16 protein-coding genes are annotated in these 17,688 nt (G+C 35.0%); 12 read left to right on the forward strand and 4 right to left on the reverse strand.

The features are described 5' to 3' along the window. Positions 1 to 176 precede the first annotated feature (176 nt). The 5 genes from GQS55_RS09510 (at position 177) to GQS55_RS09530 (ending at position 2,823) form a co-directional block, all read left to right on the forward strand. The gene (locus tag GQS55_RS09510) at positions 177 to 833 is read left to right on the forward strand and encodes a Bax inhibitor-1 family protein (RefSeq protein ID WP_159820052.1); all 657 of its coding nucleotides are present in this window, start codon (positions 177 to 179) and stop codon (positions 831 to 833) included. Between the two features lie 109 nt (positions 834 to 942). Continuing rightward, the gene (locus GQS55_RS09515) at positions 943 to 1,311 is read left to right on the forward strand and encodes a DUF1304 domain-containing protein (protein WP_159820054.1); all 369 of its coding nucleotides are present in this window, start codon (positions 943 to 945) and stop codon (positions 1,309 to 1,311) included. 137 nt (positions 1,312 to 1,448) lie between these two features. Further along, complete coding sequence (locus GQS55_RS20165; protein ID WP_159820056.1) at positions 1,449 to 1,775, forward strand: YceK/YidQ family lipoprotein; 327 nt, start codon at positions 1,449 to 1,451, stop codon at positions 1,773 to 1,775. Positions 1,776 to 1,826: 51 nt separating this feature from the next. Continuing rightward, a complete protein-coding gene (locus tag GQS55_RS09525) occupies positions 1,827 to 2,426 on the forward strand; it encodes a GDSL-type esterase/lipase family protein (protein WP_159820058.1) in 600 nt (199 codons plus the stop codon). A 37-nt stretch (positions 2,427 to 2,463) separates the two neighbouring features. Beyond that, entirely contained in the window at positions 2,464 to 2,823 is a 360-nt protein-coding gene (locus GQS55_RS09530; protein WP_159820060.1) for a VOC family protein, read from the forward strand. 99 nt (positions 2,824 to 2,922) lie between these two features. Here GQS55_RS09530 and msrA read toward each other — a convergent pair whose 3' ends face one another. Then, complete coding sequence (msrA, locus tag GQS55_RS09535; protein WP_159820062.1) at positions 2,923 to 3,513, reverse strand: peptide-methionine (S)-S-oxide reductase MsrA; 591 nt, start codon at positions 3,511 to 3,513, stop codon at positions 2,923 to 2,925. A 693-nt stretch (positions 3,514 to 4,206) separates the two neighbouring features. Here msrA and GQS55_RS09540 point away from each other — a divergent pair. The 6 genes from GQS55_RS09540 to GQS55_RS09565 all read left to right on the forward strand — a co-directional run bounded on the left by GQS55_RS09540 (position 4,207) and on the right by GQS55_RS09565 (position 10,967). Continuing rightward, positions 4,207 to 5,700, forward strand: coding sequence for an acetyl-CoA hydrolase/transferase family protein (locus GQS55_RS09540; RefSeq protein WP_159820064.1), 1,494 nt, complete (start codon positions 4,207 to 4,209; stop codon positions 5,698 to 5,700). Between the two features lie 621 nt (positions 5,701 to 6,321). Beyond that, on the forward strand, positions 6,322 to 8,205 hold the full coding sequence (locus tag GQS55_RS09545; protein ID WP_159820066.1) for a methyl-accepting chemotaxis protein: 1,884 nt from the start codon (positions 6,322 to 6,324) through the stop codon (positions 8,203 to 8,205). 260 nt (positions 8,206 to 8,465) lie between these two features. After that, entirely contained in the window at positions 8,466 to 8,810 is a 345-nt protein-coding gene (locus GQS55_RS09550) for a 5-carboxymethyl-2-hydroxymuconate Delta-isomerase (RefSeq protein WP_159820068.1), read from the forward strand. 62 nt (positions 8,811 to 8,872) lie between these two features. Next, positions 8,873 to 9,427, forward strand: coding sequence for a histidine phosphatase family protein (locus tag GQS55_RS09555; protein ID WP_159820070.1), 555 nt, complete (start codon positions 8,873 to 8,875; stop codon positions 9,425 to 9,427). A 65-nt stretch (positions 9,428 to 9,492) separates the two neighbouring features. Continuing rightward, complete coding sequence (locus GQS55_RS09560) at positions 9,493 to 9,951, forward strand: GNAT family N-acetyltransferase (protein ID WP_159820072.1); 459 nt, start codon at positions 9,493 to 9,495, stop codon at positions 9,949 to 9,951. Between the two features lie 281 nt (positions 9,952 to 10,232). Continuing rightward, entirely contained in the window at positions 10,233 to 10,967 is a 735-nt protein-coding gene (locus GQS55_RS09565) for an SDR family oxidoreductase (protein ID WP_159820074.1), read from the forward strand. Positions 10,968 to 11,150: 183 nt separating this feature from the next. On the opposite strand, the gene hflX is transcribed toward GQS55_RS09565, so the two are convergent. The 3 genes from hflX to ppsR form a co-directional block, all read right to left on the reverse strand. After that, positions 11,151 to 12,491 (reverse strand): GTPase HflX, encoded by a 1,341-nt coding sequence (gene hflX, locus GQS55_RS09570; RefSeq protein WP_159820076.1) that lies wholly within the window; start codon positions 12,489 to 12,491, stop codon positions 11,151 to 11,153. A gap of 575 nt (positions 12,492 to 13,066) precedes the next feature. Then, the gene (locus GQS55_RS09575; protein WP_159820078.1) at positions 13,067 to 14,116 is read right to left on the reverse strand and encodes a 3-deoxy-7-phosphoheptulonate synthase; all 1,050 of its coding nucleotides are present in this window, start codon (positions 14,114 to 14,116) and stop codon (positions 13,067 to 13,069) included. A 166-nt stretch (positions 14,117 to 14,282) separates the two neighbouring features. Beyond that, the gene (gene ppsR, locus GQS55_RS09580) at positions 14,283 to 15,092 is read right to left on the reverse strand and encodes a posphoenolpyruvate synthetase regulatory kinase/phosphorylase PpsR (protein WP_159820080.1); all 810 of its coding nucleotides are present in this window, start codon (positions 15,090 to 15,092) and stop codon (positions 14,283 to 14,285) included. A gap of 170 nt (positions 15,093 to 15,262) precedes the next feature. Between ppsR and ppsA the strand changes: the two genes are divergently transcribed. Next, positions 15,263 to 17,641 (forward strand): phosphoenolpyruvate synthase, encoded by a 2,379-nt coding sequence (ppsA, locus tag GQS55_RS09585; protein WP_159820082.1) that lies wholly within the window; start codon positions 15,263 to 15,265, stop codon positions 17,639 to 17,641. Positions 17,642 to 17,688: the final 47 nt, after the last annotated feature.

The raw sequence follows: 17,688 nt of genomic DNA on the forward strand, positions 1-17,688 counted from the left end.
ACTGGTTTTGGTTTACGCTGTTAACTTATGCAGCGATAGAAATACCGATTATGCTTTTGTACTTTAAAAAATATAACGTTAAGCTATGAATAACGCCGAAAAAAACATACAGCAATGGGTTTTTCAATAAAATAGTTGATTAGGCTTATGGAAGTTAATATAAATAAGGAAATAAAATGGATGTAGACGTATTTAGTAGAACAGAAACGAGTGACAAAATAATAGGCGCTTCAACTTACAATTTGGTCATTGGTCTGACACTGATATGGGGTTTTGCCATTAACTGGTTTATGGTGCAAAACATTTCAGTTGAATCTATTAGTAATATCAATCCAATCGTTTTTTTCATTGGTTATTTTGCCTCGTGTTTTTTCGGTATTTATTTGTTTCGTAAATCTGACAGCCCATTAGTTAGCTTTATTGGTTACAATTTTGTGGTTGTTCCTTTTGGGCTAATTATTAATTTAGTCGTTAGTCAATATAACCCCGACATTGTCCTTGAAGCGATAAGAGTTACTGGCATGGTAACCTTTGTTATGATGCTGTTAGGTTCAATGTATCCTGCGTTTTTCAATAAAATAGCAGGTGGACTCACCATTGCTTTGTTTTGTGTGATTGTAGTAGAGCTAATTGAAATATTTATATTTAATACGCATCATGGCATTTTAGATTGGATCGTTGCCGTTATTTTCTGTGGTTATATTGGCTACGATTGGGCAAGAGCAAATGCTATTCCAAAAACATACGATAACGCAGTTGATAGCGCCGCGGCTTTGTATATGGATATTATTAATTTATTTATTCGTATACTAAGAATATTGGGCAGAAAATAGCATTAATTTATTACGCAATCCCTATTACAATAAGGAAGCAATAAATGAGATCTCACTCAGTTTAAAGTAATGAACTTAATTATTAATCAAAGGAATATGGAAAACGTATATGAAATTATTAGCAAATATTTTTGTTTTTTTTGTGGCAATAAGTCATGTTGGAATTTTGGTTTTGGAAATGTTTTTTTGGAATCACCCAATAGGCCAAAAAATATTTTTAATGACACCTGAAGTAGCAGAATCTTCAGCATTGCTTGCTATGAACCAGGGGCTTTATAATGGTTTTCTTGCTGCTGGATTGTTTTGGGGGCTGATTATCAGTCGTTTTGATATTAAAGTGTTCTTTTTATCTTGTGTCATCGTTGCCGGTATATTTGGCGGTATTACTGTAAAAACCAGCATTATATTTACGCAAGGATTACCAGCACTGATAGCCTTGGTTTTAGTAATTATCAGTTCACGCAAAACTATTAGTTAATAGTGTATTAAGCTCTGTGATGCTTGTTATTCAAGCGTTCAAGCATCACTTTTTATCTTTTTCATTTTAAATTAATTAAGGTTTAGCTTTAATTTTATAATGCCTTATCCCATTATTCTCCTAAGAAGTAAGTACATATGAAAATACTCACTGTTTTTTTGTTCACTTTGTTTATATGCTCATGTGCAACAATTAAAACGATTAATCCTTACAATAACCATATTAATATCTCTCATTTTGGCAAGAAAAGTTATTGTAAAGATATACCAAGAATTTATAGTGGTATTTCATACAACCTTTGTCTTATGTACGGTGAACCCAGTAATAAAACAAACATAGGTAGTTCTGTTAACCACGTCCCCTTAGTGTTTATCGATACAGCTTTATCCGCTGTTTCAGATACAGTCGTTTTACCCTATACCATTATTATGCAGGCTGAAAAGGGCGATATTAAGGTTAATTAATAAAAAGTTCAGTTTCATTACTAAGTACACAAAGGGCGAGTAACTCATTATATGTATTGTCGATTTAAATCAATTGTTACCTTAATATTTTTTCTTATTGTTGGTTGTTCAGAGCAAGATAAAACAATTAAATTAACGCAAGACAGTGTCATTCTTGCCTTTGGTGATAGCCTTACTAAAGGCACGGGTGTTACCGTAAATAAGAGTTATCCAAATATTTTACAAACAACGTTAGGTATCACGGTAATCAATGAAGGTATACCTGGTGAAACAAGTAGTAAAGGTCTGCAGAGGTTAGAAAAAACACTTAAATTAACAACGCCAAGTCTTGTTATTTTATGCCATGGTGGAAACGACATTCTTAAAGGTTTATCCAAAGAAAAACTTGAAAATAATTTGGCTCAGATGATTGAGTTAATTCAGTCTTATGGCGCAGAAGTCATGTTAGTCGGTGTGCCCAAACCTTCAATCAATTTATCAACGTTACCCTTATATGAAAGGTTAGCGGGCCAGTATATGTTGGTGTCTGATTTAACAAGTTTACCTGATTTACTTAAGCAGCGAAGTATGAAGTCAGATAGTGTCCATTTAAATGACAAAGGTTATCGTCAATTAGCGTTAAACCTGGCCGCTAAAATTCAAATTATTTAATGTAAATAACTAATATCTATCAAGGAGTTCTCAATCAATGTCTCACCATGAAAAACTGAATTATGTAGAATTTCCAGCGACAAACCTTTCAGCAACTAAATTGTTTTTTGAGCAAGTATTTGGATGGTCTTTTGAAGATTTTGGGCCTGAGTATACGGCATTTACCAATCAAGGAATTGATGGTGGTTTTTATCAGTCAGACTTAACGGCAACAACAGCTAACGGATCTGCTTTGCTAGTGTTACTAAGCGATAACCTTGAATTATCTCAACGTAATGTTGAATCAGCGGGAGGGAAAATTATTAAACCTATTTTCTCTTTTCCTGGCGGTCGTAGATTTCAATTTACCGATCCCAGCGGTAATGAATTAGCGGTATGGTCAAAAGCTAGTGTATAGTCTGAGCCTTGCTTAGCTAATATTTACTTATTATCCCACTATATTAATCTTTAATAATATAGTGGGAATTATATTCTCTAATGCTTTTATATCATATTACTAGTGAGTAGCGCTTTCGCCCCAAATTTCTTGTAAACGTTTGTCTCGACCACATCCCCAACGATAAGCGTTATAACGAACAGGACTATTTTTATAAAAGTCTTGGTGATAGCTTTCAGCTCCCTTAATAGGATAAAAAGTACTAGTAGCTAAAATAGGTGTAACAACGGTTTGATTAGGAAACTTTGCTACAACAGCCTTTTTTGTCTGTTCAGCTAATGCTTTTTCTTGATCGTTGGCAACAAAAATCGCACTCAAGTAGCTTGGTCCTTTATCGCAAAACTGGCCTTTAGCATCAAAGGGATCAATATTTACCCAAAAATGGTCTAATATCCCTTGATAACTTACTTTTTCTGGATCATATGTTATTTCAACTGCCTCATAATGTCCGCGATGATCGCCTTGATAAGTCGGATTTTTTACTTTCCCCCCTGTAAAACCTGAAACAACCGAGGTAACGCCAGGTAATTTTTCAAAGTCAGATTCCATACACCAAAAACAACCGCCAGCTAAAACGGCCTTATCTGCATTCGCTATGGATGTATAAAAAAGTAACGATGTTGATAAAACTAAACCAAGTATTTTTTTCATAAAAAATTTCGCTCTAATGAATATTTATGTAGATGTAATTAATAGACCCGAACAGGCTAAAAAACATTTCATCACTTGTTAAATTCACACATTAAATAAGATACTTTTTCACGTTTTTATAGGACGAACATACCACAAATTTGGTGTGCAATAACGGCTCTGTTATTGTTTATATAATAACCGTTTTATTTTTGTCTTTGTTTAAAAATAGCGCTAAAAAAAATAAAAATAGAGTAAAAGTTCTAATTTTTTCATGAATTTTAAAAATAATTTATGTGATTAAAATGAATAATTAAAAAAACAAAACCTTCGCGGAAACTCAATGATATCGCGCTTTCTACGTTTTTTGTTTTTCCGTGAAGTCAAAAAAAATTTCTGAATAATTATCTGATTTTCCTTCAGGTTCGCATGGAACACTTGGCAGGTACATTAACAAATACTACAATACTGCCTTGCTAAAATACGACAAGGATGCATTTTAGTACAAATTATTACTCAGTTGAAAAAAATAATTTCAAGCAATTAACTGTGTAAAAAATGTGTCTGTTTTATCGGGGTAAATTCATTCTCTATGTAAATTACTAATTCGCCAAATGACATACTAGAAATCTAATATGTAATGAAAAGTAAAACATCATAGGTAATACATACGTCATAAAATCTCTATAATCTTAAAAATAAAAGTGGTTGAATATGCAATTAGAACGCATTCGAAATAGTGAGTTACATCAAAAAATAATGTCAGCTGAAGAAGCTTGTGATTTCATTGAAGATGGAATGACAGTAGGGATGAGTGGTTTCACTCGTGCAGGAGAAGCTAAAGCAGTTCCTAAAGCATTGGCAGAAAAAGCAAAATTAAACCCTATGAAAATCAATCTAATGACAGGTGCTTCATTAGGTAATGATTTAGACAAACTTTTAACGGAAGCTGGCGTTCTAGCACGTCGTATGCCATTCCAAGTAGATAATACATTACGTAAAGCGATTAATAATGGCGAAGTAATGTTTATTGACCAACATTTATCTGAAACTGTAGAACAAATGCGTAATAAGCAATTGCCTCTACCTGACGTAGCAGTTATTGAAGCGGTTGCAATTACAGAAGAAGGGCACATTGTACCTACTACTTCTGTTGGTAACTCAGCAAGTTTTGCTATTTTTGCTAAAAAAATAATCGTTGAAATTAACACCTTGCATCAGCCAGAGTTAGAAGGCTTACATGATATTTATATCCCTTCTTACCGTCCGACTAGAACGCCAATTCCATTAGTTAAAGTAGATGATCGCATTGGTAGTACGGCTATTCCAATCGACCCTGCTAAAATTGTTGGTATTGTTTTCACTAACCAAAGTGATTCATTCTCAACAGTTACAGACCCTGATGAAGATACCGCTAATATTGCAAAACATTTAGTTAATTTCTTTGAACAAGAAGTTGCTGAAAAACGTCTTCCAGCAAACTTAGGTCCACTTCAAGCAGGTATTGGTAACATTGCTAATGCTGTAATGATGGGACTATTAGATTCTGACTTTAAAGATCTAACAATGTATTCAGAAGTTTTACAAGATTCTACATTCGATCTAATGGATGCAGGAAAACTAGACTTCGCATCTGGTTGTTCAATTATTTTATCTGAGCGTTGTAATTCACAAGTATTCAACAACCTAGAAAAATATAGAGACAAACTTGTTTTACGTCCTCAAGAAATGTCTAACCACCCTGAAATTGTTCGTCGTTTAGGTATTATTGCAATAAACACAGCACTAGAATTTGATATTTACGGTAACGTAAACTCAACACATGTTTGTGGTACTAAAATGATGAATGGTATTGGTGGCTCAGGTGATTTCGCTCGTAACGCTAACCTTTCTTTCTTCGTAACAAAATCTATCGCTAAAAACGGTGCAATATCAAGTGTTGTTCCTATGGTTAGCCATGTTGATCATACTGAACATGATGTTGACATTTTAGTGACAGAACAAGGATTAGCTGATTTACGTGGTTTAGCACCACGTGAAAGAGCAGTAGAAGTTATTAATAACTGTGTACATCCTGATTACCGTGAAGCAATGTTAGAATACTTTGAGCGTTCATGTGAACGTGGTGGACATACACCTCATATACTTGAAGAAGCTTTCAGCTGGCATACTCGCCTTGAAGCTACAGGCACAATGAAAAAAAGTTAATTCGTTATGCTACTAGTTGATAGCAGTTAATGATATAAAATTTTTAAGTTCGCAAAAAGCTCATTTTATTTAATAAAGTGGGCTTTTTTATTGGTTAAATTTAAGTTTATTTTCATGATACCAATCTCACTAGCTATGTGATCATTTCTACTTGCTAAAACCTCAACTACATCGTTATTTATTTAATAATTAGAACAACTAGTTATTGAAATAAATGCCTTGTATTTGGCAATTTTTTCTACGTATAAAATTGTTCTCTTAATTAATGAAACTGGTATAAGAAATTAATGACGCTTGAGTAGGGGGATGTATTTATAAAAAAGTGATAGATAAATTAGTATTTCCTATATTAAATAAAGTGAATTATTAAGCACTCGCGAGGGAAATTAAAGAAAAAGTTACCGTCAATGTAATAGCAGTGACAATCAAATATGCGCGAATTTTTAGGGTTAAGTTGGATAATAAAAGTCATGGATGGCTTAAAGAAAAGGGCCTGCTAAAATAAATTAAATGCTTCTTACATAATTTTAGTTAATTATTAACATAGTGTTGTATGATGGTTAATAGTGTCCGCTCAATAAGTCAAACTAATTGTAATTATAGTATTTAAGGAAAATAATCATGAGTATTTCTATCGGGTTTAAGCAAAGAATAATGTTGGCTTCAACGCTGCTAGTGGCAATATCTTTGTTGGTAACTAACTGGCTTGATTATACTAATAATCGCAATGAAAGCATGATTAGGATTGAGCAACAGGCTAGTTCAGAGATTAGTCGTATTAAAAAGGACATCAATACATGGTTAACTAGCAATATGACTGTTGTCTCTAATGCTAAAGCCCTCCTTAATAGTAATGATACAGATAAAAAAATAGAAATTGCTAAACTACTTGTGGCTTCAACGCCTTTAGATGCGATTAACTTTGCAGACAGTGATGGCTTAACTATTGGTAATGCGGGCGCTATTAATAATTATGATGCTAAGCAAGAAGCATGGTATCAAGATGCCAAATCGGCCAATCGATTAATGATGACCGAGATTTATTTTGATCAAGGCATATCTGATAAATACATGTTTAGTTTCTTAGACGTAAAAAACAACGGTGTTATTGGTGGGGACATATTTCTTGAAGCTGTCAATGCCTTTATAAATAACGGCGATTTTTATGGCGCTAATATAACCCTTTATGACGGTAAAGGTGGACTTATTAGTACATCTGGCAAGGGGGCTTTTGGTGATAAGATTTCTGATAATAAAGCGTTAATCGATATTGAAAAAGAAGTGTTATCTAATAGCCGTGGCACCTATCGTTACAAAGATGATGGCGATAAACATTATGCTTCATATTCTGAATTAGGCTTACTTGGTGGCGGTAAATGGCACATTGTTATTGATATTGATGAATCGATATCTTTCGCCTTTTTAGATGAACTATTGTTCTCTGCCATTTTCACCACATTCATCTTAATTATATTAACAGTTATATTGTTAATTTTTACTCTATCAAAAATATATACGCCAATTATAACGTTAAAACAAAGAGTTGAAGATTTAGCCAAAGGTAATGGTGATTTAACTCATCGTTTAGAGGTTAAAGGAGATGACGATTTAGCAAAAATTGCTGAATCAGTTAATACGTTTATTAGCCAGTTACAATCAATGATGATTCAAATTTTAGCTTCGTCAGATCATATTTCAAAAGAAATTGATCAACTTAAAAATATGTCAGACTTAAATGCTCAATCTTTAACAATACATAGTAGTGAAACAGAACAAGCAGTTACAGCAATTACTGAGATGAGCGCCTCTGCCAGTGCGGTTGCTGACAATGCTAAACAAACAGCGTTAAGTACCAAAAAAGCAAGTGATGAAGCTTTATCATCTAAAAACTTAGTGCTTACATCTTCACAAAGCGTGCAGACCTTAGTAAATGAAGTGGAGTCAGCAGCAGGATGTATTAATACCATGAACAATAATACGCAAGAAATTGTATCTGTATTAAGTGTCATAGGCGCAATTGCTGATCAAACTAATTTACTGGCATTAAATGCTGCGATTGAAGCGGCACGTGCAGGTGAACAAGGACGTGGGTTTGCTGTTGTAGCGGATGAAGTTCGCTCTCTTGCTGCTAGAACGCAATCGAGTACTGCGGAAATCAATGACTTACTTGCTAAATTAACAAGCGATGCAACATTGGCGGTTAAAGCAATGGATTTAACGAAAGAAAGTTGTCAATCAACTACTGACAATACATTAATGGTTGGTACTGGACTTGATGCTATGGCTGGCTCTATTATTGAAATTAATGAATTGAGTACGCATATCGCTACGGCTTCTGAAGAACAAAGTCAGGTAGCAGAAGAAATAAATAGAAATATGTCCTCTATCCAAGATATGGTGGTCAGCTTGACAGAAAACGGTATATTAACAGTTGCAAGTACAGATGAATTGTTAGCAGAAAATACTCAATTAGTGAATTTAGTAAGTCGCTTTAAGTTGAGTTAAGATAATTAATCGCTCTAGCATGCTTAGTAATCAATGGAGTGAATTTGTTGATTAGTAAGCTGCGTTTACTCATACCACATCGATAAAGCTCTTTTATAGTATAGACAGGGTTTTATGGTTATATGAGCTTACTGAAAATAAACAACAAAATGATTAAACTAATTTTTATACCTGCGTTGCTTCTTATAACATACGTTTGTACTTTGTAAATTAAGATCTAAATAGGTTCGTTAGTAATATAATCATAGTAAGGAAAATTAATGCCACATTTTGTAATGGATTGCTCTGCAAGCGTCCTTGAATACCATGATGAAGAATTTATCATTGAACAAATACACCTTGTCGCAAACTCAACGGACTTGTTCGATGAGGGCGATATCAAAGTTAGAATGAACCCATTTAAAAAATATTCTGTGGCTAATAAACGTGAAGATTTTATTCATGTTTTTGCTCATATAATGCAGGGGCGTACAACGGAGCAAAAGGCAAGTTTATCGAAACAAGTGGTAAATAAATTGGTGGTTTTGTTTCCAGAAATCCCTAATATAGCAATGAATATTAGTGACTTTGAAAAGGCGACTTATTGTAATCGCGCTATGTTGTAGTTCAGTCTACCTTTAACCTTAACCTTATAAGTATTTGAGAATTGATAGGTGTTTAGTTATTCATGGAAATCATTTTAATTCGACACGGAAAACCAACGTCGGCAAATAATCCTATCGTTAATGCTAGTGAGTATACAAAATGGATCAGGCGATACAATTTTTCTGACGTTGCTGATAATAGTAGGCCTGAAAGTATAAATGCCAACTACACATCACTTTATACGATATCAAGTGATTTAAAACGAGCAATACACTCTGCAAATATTTACGTGAGTAGAAACCCAGAAGAAATTAATAGGCTATATAGGGAAATGGATATACCCAGATATAAACTGCCATTTCAATTAACCGCATGGCATTGGGTGTACCTTTGTAGAGTGTTATGGATGTTTGGGTTTAGAGGACCATTTGAGCCTTTCAAGCAAGCAAAACAGCGCGCTAATATTGCCGCAATTCAATTAATAGAAACAGCTAAAAGCCAAGACAGGGTTGTATTATTTGGTCATGGGTTTATGAATCGTTATATAAGAAAGTCATTAATTCAAAAAGGCTGGACGTTAACCTCTAAAAGTAATGATTATTGGGGTATTACTCACCTTAAAATCGAGTCAAAATGAATCAATTTTGTTAAAAACGTTGATTATCACGAAAACGTTGCCGCTTAATAAACAAGAAACGGATTATGAAATTAACAGTGCCTACAGACCAACAGCTTGTTGAGTTAATGTCTTGGTTTTCGAGCGAAGAGCAACTAACGGTTTGGTCTGGCCCCAACTTTAGCTATCCGTTTGATCTGAAATCATTTAAGCGTGATTTAAAACTTAACATGTTATCGTCATTTTCGATGGTTTCAAGCGAAGGCGATTTGTTAGCATTTGGACAATATTATTTAAGGTTAGGTAAGTGTCATCTTGGCAGGTTAGTGGTTAATCCTCATTCTCGTGGAAAAGGCGTTGTAGCTAGTTTGATAGGCCAATTGAGTGTTTTAGGTAAGTCAGATTTAAATACGCAATCATGCTCACTATTCGTTTTAGATCATAATAAAAGTGCAATTAAAGCCTATACCAAGCTTGGCTTTTGTATCACCGATTATCCAGAAAAAATAGCATTAGAAAATTGCTTATATATGGTGCAACAATAAGTACACAATAAAAGGGCAAACTCGCTTATTTATTATATAGGTACTGACTTTTTTATCTCAACATTTTGCATTAACTCCTCTAAACAAGTGGTTATGTAAAATTTCTTTAGAACACGCCATCGCTGATATAGGTATTTTTTTACCACTAAAAGTACGTTCCCACTGTCTAAAATAAATCTTATAAAGATAATTGACCTGCCTTACCAATCGGTATAGAATGCAATTAAATATACCGATCGGTACAGTTTTTATATATTTAAAGCATCAATAGGAGCAACAAAATGGGCGATGCAATTAAAGGTAAAGTAGCATTAGTGACTGGGGCTAACCGTGGAATTGGTAGAGCGATTGTCGACTCACTTCTCACTAATGGCGCTGCTAAGGTTTACCTTGCTGTACGTAAGCCTGAGTCAGCTAAAGAAATTGAAGCACAATATGGTGATAAAGTTGTTACATTAGCTGCAGATGTTGCTGATACAGCATCTATTCAACATTTAGCTACTCAAGCTAGCGATGTTGATATTTTAGTAAACAACGCGGGTATTATGCATATTACGTCACCATTAAGTGAAAATTCCGAAGAGTCGTTGATGGAGCAAATCAATGTTAATGTTTTTGGTTTAATGCGTGTAGCGAATGCATTTTCAGATATTTTAGAGCGCAACAAGGGTGTGCTAGTGCAGTTAAACTCTATTGCTTCTGTTAAAACGTTTGGTGATATTGCGACTTACTGTGCATCCAAAGCCGCTGCATATTCGATTACTCAGGGTTTGAAAGATAAATGGTCTGATAAAGGTATTCGTGTATTGAGTGTTCATCCAGGTCCAATTGGTACTGAAATGGGTAATTCAGCGGGTTTTGAAGGTGCACCAGAAGCAACGGTAGTGTCAGAAGCTATTATTACTGCACTAAATAATGGCGATTTTCATACCTTTCCAGATCCTGTTGCAAAGCAAATTGAAGCGGCTTATCAGTCTTTCTCTGATGCGATTATTACTAGCGATATATCAGTGTAGAGCGTTGATTTAAGCAGGGGATTCTTTGATTTACACTTGTGTAACGCGAATCATAGAACAATAAAAGTCGATTAATGTAAGTTAATCTACTTTTTATTGAGCTATTCTAAACCTTATTTTCCAACGAAAGTAGAGTGCTGATACTAGGTATTATCTATGCAATATTGACCATCAAACATCAAACTATAAGTTCAGCATCTTCTTCTTTAATCTCGCTAACTCAATGGCGTTAGAGCGTACAGTGAGTTTAATATGATCAAATTCATAGTCTTCTTTAGTAACACTCATAGTGGAGCGTATTTCACCAACGATGCCTTTAGCGGTATAAGGAATAACGATTTCTTCCTCAATCATTTCTTCTTGAGCAACGTTAACGATATATTTATGCAATTTGCTAACATCAGCCGGGTTACGAGCTGATGTTAACATCGCATCTGGAAATTCTTCCATCAATGCGTTTTGTTGTTCAATACTTAGTTGGTCAGACTTATTAAGTACGAGTAGCTTTTTACTGTCTTGCACGCCTACTTCTTCTAAAACTTCGTGGACTACGTCAAGTTGTGAGCGAAATGAAGGGTCTGAAGCATCAACAACGTACAGTAATAGTGAAGCATCATGCGCTTCTGCTAACGTAGAATGAAATGAAGCAACAAGATCATGGGGTAACTTTTTAATAAAACCAACAGTATCAGAGACTAATATGCGAGGGTGGGTTACTGGAAACAAGGCACGAACAGTGGTATCAAGAGTTGCGAAGAGTTTATTCTCACCTTCAACATCACTACCAGTAATAGCGCGCATCATTGATGATTTACCCGCATTCGTATAACCGACTAACGCAACACAGAAGTTTTCTGAACGTTGTGTACGTCGGCCTTTCATTTCGTCTTGAACATTGACCAATTCGCGTTTTAATTCTGCTAATTGATCACGTACTTTACGGCGATTTAGCTCTAGCGTAGTTTCACCGGCACCTTTACCCATTTGGCGCTCTTTATCACCACAGGATGTTTCACGAAGGCGCGGTGCGACATAATTTAAACGTGCAATTTCAACTTGCAACTTAGCTGTTTTAGTACGCGCATGACGACTAAATATTTCAATAATAACGCCGGTACGATCGAATACTTCTACGCCCAATTGATTTTCTACGTTACGTAGTTGTGAAGGTGTTAAATCACAATCAAAGACAACCACGTCAGCACAGGCAAAAGGAAGGTTCTCTGATGGTAAAGTAGTTAATTCATCGTCATCAAGTGAAACTTCGTTTTCTTCACTAATTTCAATAATCCCTTTATTCCCGGTAAGTTCAGCTATTTCAGCTAGCTTTCCTAAACCGAGTACATTAACTCTTTTAGTTGAACTTTGTTTTTGTGACTGGGTGCCAACTACTTTGAACCCTAATGTGGTCACTAAACGTGCAAGCTCGGCAAGTGATTCTGTTGCTTCATCGCCTTTAAAATCGGGCGTACAAACAGAAATGAGTAAAGCGTGATTAAGTGATGCTTTTGCGGTTAACTGCATAATTTTTTTATGTTAATGCACTGACTAGTGCAAACCTAATTTTTAATCTGAATATGTGTTGATCTTACGCTGTTATAGCTCAGCTTTATAGGGGAGATAATGTTTATTTTAGTGTTGGGAATACAGTTACTATTTTTAAAGGGATAAGCGTATTTTTTGAGGGCTTTGTTCACTTTATATAAACGTGGAACTTTCAGGGCCTAAATCACCAGCACTTCGTTCATTGTACAGTCCATTCCTTCATTAGGCTCACAAAGGTTATCCAAGTCATCATCTAATTCAAAGTCTATGTCAAAATCACGATTATTATAAAAAGACGAGAAATTCACATCAAACGGATTAGTAATGTCAAAATGATTTATTTCAATAATTAGTTGTTTTAATTATTAAAAAAATAACGATGTCGTTGGTGATTTTAGCAAGTAGAAATGATCACAAAGCTAGTGAGATTGGTTTAAGCATATTCAAATAGTGATAACATTCAAATATGCTTATAGAATTATGTTTAAAGACCTAATGTAGAGATGTAGTTTAACGGCTGGGTTTAAATGCCTACTTTAAACATAATAGCCAAGTTACTGTTTTTGTTTTACGGCATTAGCTAGTAAGGCTAAGATGTCTTCACTAACGGTCAAATCAATACAAGCATCAGTAATACTTTTACCATAAACAAGTGGAACATCAGCTTTAACGGCTTGGTTTCCTGCTTCGATAAAGCTTTCAATCATTACACCAAATACGTTATTATTACCTTGATGAATTTGTTCAGTCAATGAACGGGCAACATCAATTTGCTTGTTGTGATCTTTATAGCTATTACCATGGCTACAATCTACCATAATACTCTGATTAAGTTGTGCTTTTTCTAATTTATCACAAGTATCTTTTATGTCATCTGCACTATAATTAGGTACTTTACCACCACGTAAAATTACATGGGCGAACGGATTACCATGCGTACGATAAATACACATTTGTCCGCTTTTATCGGGAGAATAAAGTACGTGAGGTACGCTTGCTGCTTGAATTGCGTCTAGTGCTATTTTCACATTACCATCTGTACCATTTTTAAACCCAACAGGGCAGGAAAGTGCAGAAGCTAACTCTCTATGAACTTGGCTTTCGGTAGTTCTAGCACCAATAGCGCCCCAACTTATTAAATCAGAGATATATTGTCCAGTAACCATATCTAAAAATTCAGTACCTGCGGGTAATCCCATTTCATTTATATCAACGAGTAACTGACGAGCAAGGTTAAGCCCTTTAGCAACATTAAATGACTTATCTAAGTCTGGATCGCTAATGAGTCCTTTCCAACCTACGGTAGTACGTGGTTTTTCAAAATAAACACGCATCACGATTAATAACTCATTGCTGTATTTATCACGTAATTTTTTTAATCGTTGTCCGTAATCAATTGCCGCTTTAGGATCATGAATTGAGCAAGGCCCAATAATCACTAATAAACGTTTATCTTCGCCTGTGATTATTGCTTCTACTTCTTGTCGACTTTTCATAATAAAATCGGCAGTATTTTTACTAAGCGGTATTTGCTCTGATAATTCGGCTGGAGACACTAAGTTTTCAATTAAACTTGTGCGTAATTCATCTGTTTTTATGGTCATGGGACTAATTATTTTGTTGCATTATACGCAGCAGCTTTAAAAGTGATAAAAATACTGCGTATAAAGTAAAGTATGGGGCTAAGATAGCTAAATTTAGGGGTAATGTGAACTATTTTAACTATTTAAATAATGGCTAATTACCAATGTTTGTGAATATATTAGCGTGTTAGTATTTATATCTTTGCAGTCCTGTTTCATTTAGGATTTTAGCAGTAATTTCTTCTACTGAAAACTTAGTGGTATTAATAAAAGGAATTTTCTCTTTTTTATACAGCTTTTCGACTTCACGCACTTCCATTTTACATTGTCTTGCCGAGGCGTATTTAGAGTTCGACATTCTTCCTTCACGAATATCGACTAATCGTTGTGCATCTATAGTTAAACCAAAAAGTTTCTTTTTATAAGGTTTTAAAAAATCAGGTATTCTAAGTTCATCCATATCATCCTCGGTAAAAGGATAATTGGCCGCTTTAATACCATACTGTAAAGCTAAATAAAGTGAACTTGGCGTTTTACCCGAGCGAGAAACACCAACTAAAATAACATCGGCTTCTTCATAATTAGTGACGTTTGAACCATCATCGTTAGCTAATGCGTAATTCACTGCTTCAATTCTATAGTCGTAACTTTTATCCTGAATACTATGTGTTCTATGCGCTTTTGGCCTAGCTTTCATATTTAATTTTTTTTCTAACGGCTCAACAAAGTGCTCTAAAAAGTTAAATATAACGCCATCGCAACTATCAATTATTTCACGAATATCGTTATTCACAAAGGTATGAAATACTAAGGCAGGCTCTTTAGAACGGGCAGTTGCCTTATTTATTTTCTCTTTTGTCGCGAGTGCTTTTTCTGTTGTTTCTACAAAAGAAATAGTTTGATGTTCAAACGTGGTTGGAAATAAAGAAAGTAAAGCGTGTCCGAAAACCTCAGAGGTGATAGCAGTGCCATCAGAAATATAAAAAGCTGTACGCATTTAAGGTCCTTATAATAGAGTTTTGAAAGTAAGAGTGAAAACTTCTAAGTTTTATATCATTTTAGGTTTTAGTTTCAATAGTTGGCAGTGTAGAATGTTCCAAGTTATAAATATAGTATAAAACTTTAATTAGCTCTTTTATCTTTTTGTCGATTCAATGGAGAATTGTTGTGCAAGAAAATGTACTGTGGTATGAAAACTTGGGAATGGGTGATGTTGACCGTGTAGGCGGAAAAAATGCATCACTTGGAGAAATGATTTCAAATTTGTCAAATGTAGGAGTGCAGGTGCCTACAGGTTTTGCGACAACATCTTTTGCCTTTAATGAATTCTTAGAACAAAGTGGTATTAATGAAAAAATATATCAACTTCTTGATACACTTGATGTTGATGATGTTAATGAATTATCAAAATGCGGAGAAACTATTCGCCAATGGATTATTGACACACCTTTCTTACCGCAAATGCAGCAAGACATTGAACTCGCTTATAATAAATTAGCGGGTGATTTCACTGACGACGCTTCTTTTGCTGTACGTTCATCGGCAACCGCTGAAGATATGCCAGATGCCTCATTTGCTGGTCAGCAAGAAACCTTTTTAAATGTTCGTGGTCTTGAAGCTGTTATGATAGCAATTAAGCATGTTTTTGCTTCGCTATTTAATGATCGAGCTATCTCTTACCGCGTTCACCAAGGTTATGATCATCGCGGTGTTGCACTATCTGCGGGTATTCAACGCATGGTACGTAGTGATATTTCAGCTTCAGGTGTTATGTTCACTATTGACACCGAATCTGGCTTTGAAGATGTTGTATTTATTACGTCAAGCTTTGGTTTGGGTGAAATGGTAGTACAAGGTGCTGTTAATCCTGATGAATTTTATGTTCATAAACCAACATTAGCGAAAGGTAAACCTGCTGTTATTCGCCGTAATATTGGTAGTAAAGCCATTAAAATGGTTTATACCGCATCTCAAGAACATAATAAACAAGTTGAAATTGTTGATATTGATGAAAAAGATTCTAATCGTTTTTCATTAACAGACAATGAAGTACAAGAATTAGCTAAACAGGCTGTAATCATTGAAAAGCATTATGGTCGTGCAATGGATATTGAATGGGCTAAAGATGGATTAGACAATAAACTTTATATTGTTCAAGCTCGTCCTGAAACCGTTAAAAGCCGCGAAAACACCAATGTAATGGAGCAATTCCAATTACAAGCAAGTGCAAATGTTATCTGTGAAGGTCGCTCTATCGGTCATAAAATAGGTAGTGGTGAAGCGAAAGTTTTATCTTCAATTGCCGAAATGGATAAAATTTTACCTGGCGATGTCCTTGTTACTGACATGACAGATCCAGATTGGGAGCCTATCATGAAACGTGCTTCTGCCATTGTTACTAACCGTGGCGGTAGAACTTGTCATGCAGCTATTATTGCTCGTGAAATGGGTATTCCAGCGGTAGTTGGTTGTGGTAATGCAACTGATTTGATTAAGACGGGTGATAATATCACTGTTTCTTGTGCTGAAGGTGACACCGGTTTTATTTACCAAGGTAAACTTGATTATACTGTTACCACGTCTGAAATTGATTCTATGCCAGAATTACCGCTTAAAATAATGATGAACATTGGTAACCCAGACCGAGCATTTGCTTTTGCCAAATTGCCAAATGCAGGTATTGGTTTAGCGCGTTTAGAGTTCATTATCAATAAGATGATTGGTATTCATCCAAAAGCATTATTAAATTTTGATAAGCAGTCTGCTGATTTACAAGACGAAATTAATGACATTATTGCCGGTTACGAAAGCCCAGTTGAGTTTTACATTGCTAAGCTTACTGAAGGTATTTCAACGTTAGCATCCGCTTTCGCACCGGAAAAAGTTATTGTTCGTATGTCTGACTTTAAATCGAATGAATATGCTAATTTAGTAGGTGGCGAAGAATTCGAACCTGATGAAGAAAACCCAATGATTGGTTATCGTGGTGCTGCACGTTACATTTCAAAAGATTTCCGTGATTGTTTTGCATTAGAGTGTGAAGCAATTAAACGCGTAAGAAACGAAATGGATTTAACCAATGTAGAAGTAATGATCCCGTTTGTTCGAACTCTTGAAGAAGCAGCCGATGTTATTGATATTTTGGCAGAGCACGGTTTAAAACGTGGTGAAAATGGTTTACGTATTATTATGATGTGTGAATTACCGTCAAACGCTTTACTGGCTGACCAATTCCTCGATTATTTTGATGGTTTCTCTATTGGCTCTAACGATTTAACTCAGCTAACACTAGGTCTAGATAGAGATTCAGGGTTAATCGCTCATTTATTTGATGAACGTGATCCTGCAATAAAAATCTTATTATCAATGGCAATTAGTGCATGTAAAAAACGTGGTAAATATGTCGGTATTTGTGGTCAAGGCCCGTCAGATCATGAAGATTTTGCTGCATGGTTAGTTGATCAAGGAATCGATAGTGTTTCATTGAATCCTGACACCGTTTTACCAACATGGTTATATTTGGCCGATAAGTTAGCCAATAAATAAAAGGCAGTAAGCCACTAACGTTATTAGTGGTTTACTTTGTACTTTTA

This window comes from Colwellia sp. 20A7 (assembly GCF_009832865.1).
GTDB lineage: Bacteria > Pseudomonadota > Gammaproteobacteria > Enterobacterales > Alteromonadaceae > Colwellia.

Bases quoted from the DNA above. Each gene is read 5' to 3' on its own strand.
- GQS55_RS09510 (WP_159820052.1), top strand. From the start codon at position 177: ATGGATGTAGACGTATTTAGTAGAACAGAAACGAGTGACAAAATAATA.
- GQS55_RS09515 (WP_159820054.1), top strand. From the start codon at position 943: ATGAAATTATTAGCAAATATTTTTGTTTTTTTTGTGGCAATAAGTCAT.
- GQS55_RS20165 (WP_159820056.1), top strand. From the start codon at position 1,449: ATGAAAATACTCACTGTTTTTTTGTTCACTTTGTTTATATGCTCATGT.
- GQS55_RS09525 (WP_159820058.1), top strand. From the start codon at position 1,827: ATGTATTGTCGATTTAAATCAATTGTTACCTTAATATTTTTTCTTATT.
- GQS55_RS09530 (WP_159820060.1), top strand. From the start codon at position 2,464: ATGTCTCACCATGAAAAACTGAATTATGTAGAATTTCCAGCGACAAAC.
- msrA (WP_159820062.1), bottom strand. From the start codon at position 3,513: ATGAAAAAAATACTTGGTTTAGTTTTATCAACATCGTTACTTTTTTAT.
- GQS55_RS09540 (WP_159820064.1), top strand. From the start codon at position 4,207: ATGCAATTAGAACGCATTCGAAATAGTGAGTTACATCAAAAAATAATG.
- GQS55_RS09545 (WP_159820066.1), top strand. From the start codon at position 6,322: ATGAGTATTTCTATCGGGTTTAAGCAAAGAATAATGTTGGCTTCAACG.
- GQS55_RS09550 (WP_159820068.1), top strand. From the start codon at position 8,466: ATGCCACATTTTGTAATGGATTGCTCTGCAAGCGTCCTTGAATACCAT.
- GQS55_RS09555 (WP_159820070.1), top strand. From the start codon at position 8,873: ATGGAAATCATTTTAATTCGACACGGAAAACCAACGTCGGCAAATAAT.
- GQS55_RS09560 (WP_159820072.1), top strand. From the start codon at position 9,493: ATGAAATTAACAGTGCCTACAGACCAACAGCTTGTTGAGTTAATGTCT.
- GQS55_RS09565 (WP_159820074.1), top strand. From the start codon at position 10,233: ATGGGCGATGCAATTAAAGGTAAAGTAGCATTAGTGACTGGGGCTAAC.
- hflX (WP_159820076.1), bottom strand. From the start codon at position 12,491: ATGCAGTTAACCGCAAAAGCATCACTTAATCACGCTTTACTCATTTCT.
- GQS55_RS09575 (WP_159820078.1), bottom strand. From the start codon at position 14,116: ATGACCATAAAAACAGATGAATTACGCACAAGTTTAATTGAAAACTTA.
- ppsR (WP_159820080.1), bottom strand. From the start codon at position 15,092: ATGCGTACAGCTTTTTATATTTCTGATGGCACTGCTATCACCTCTGAG.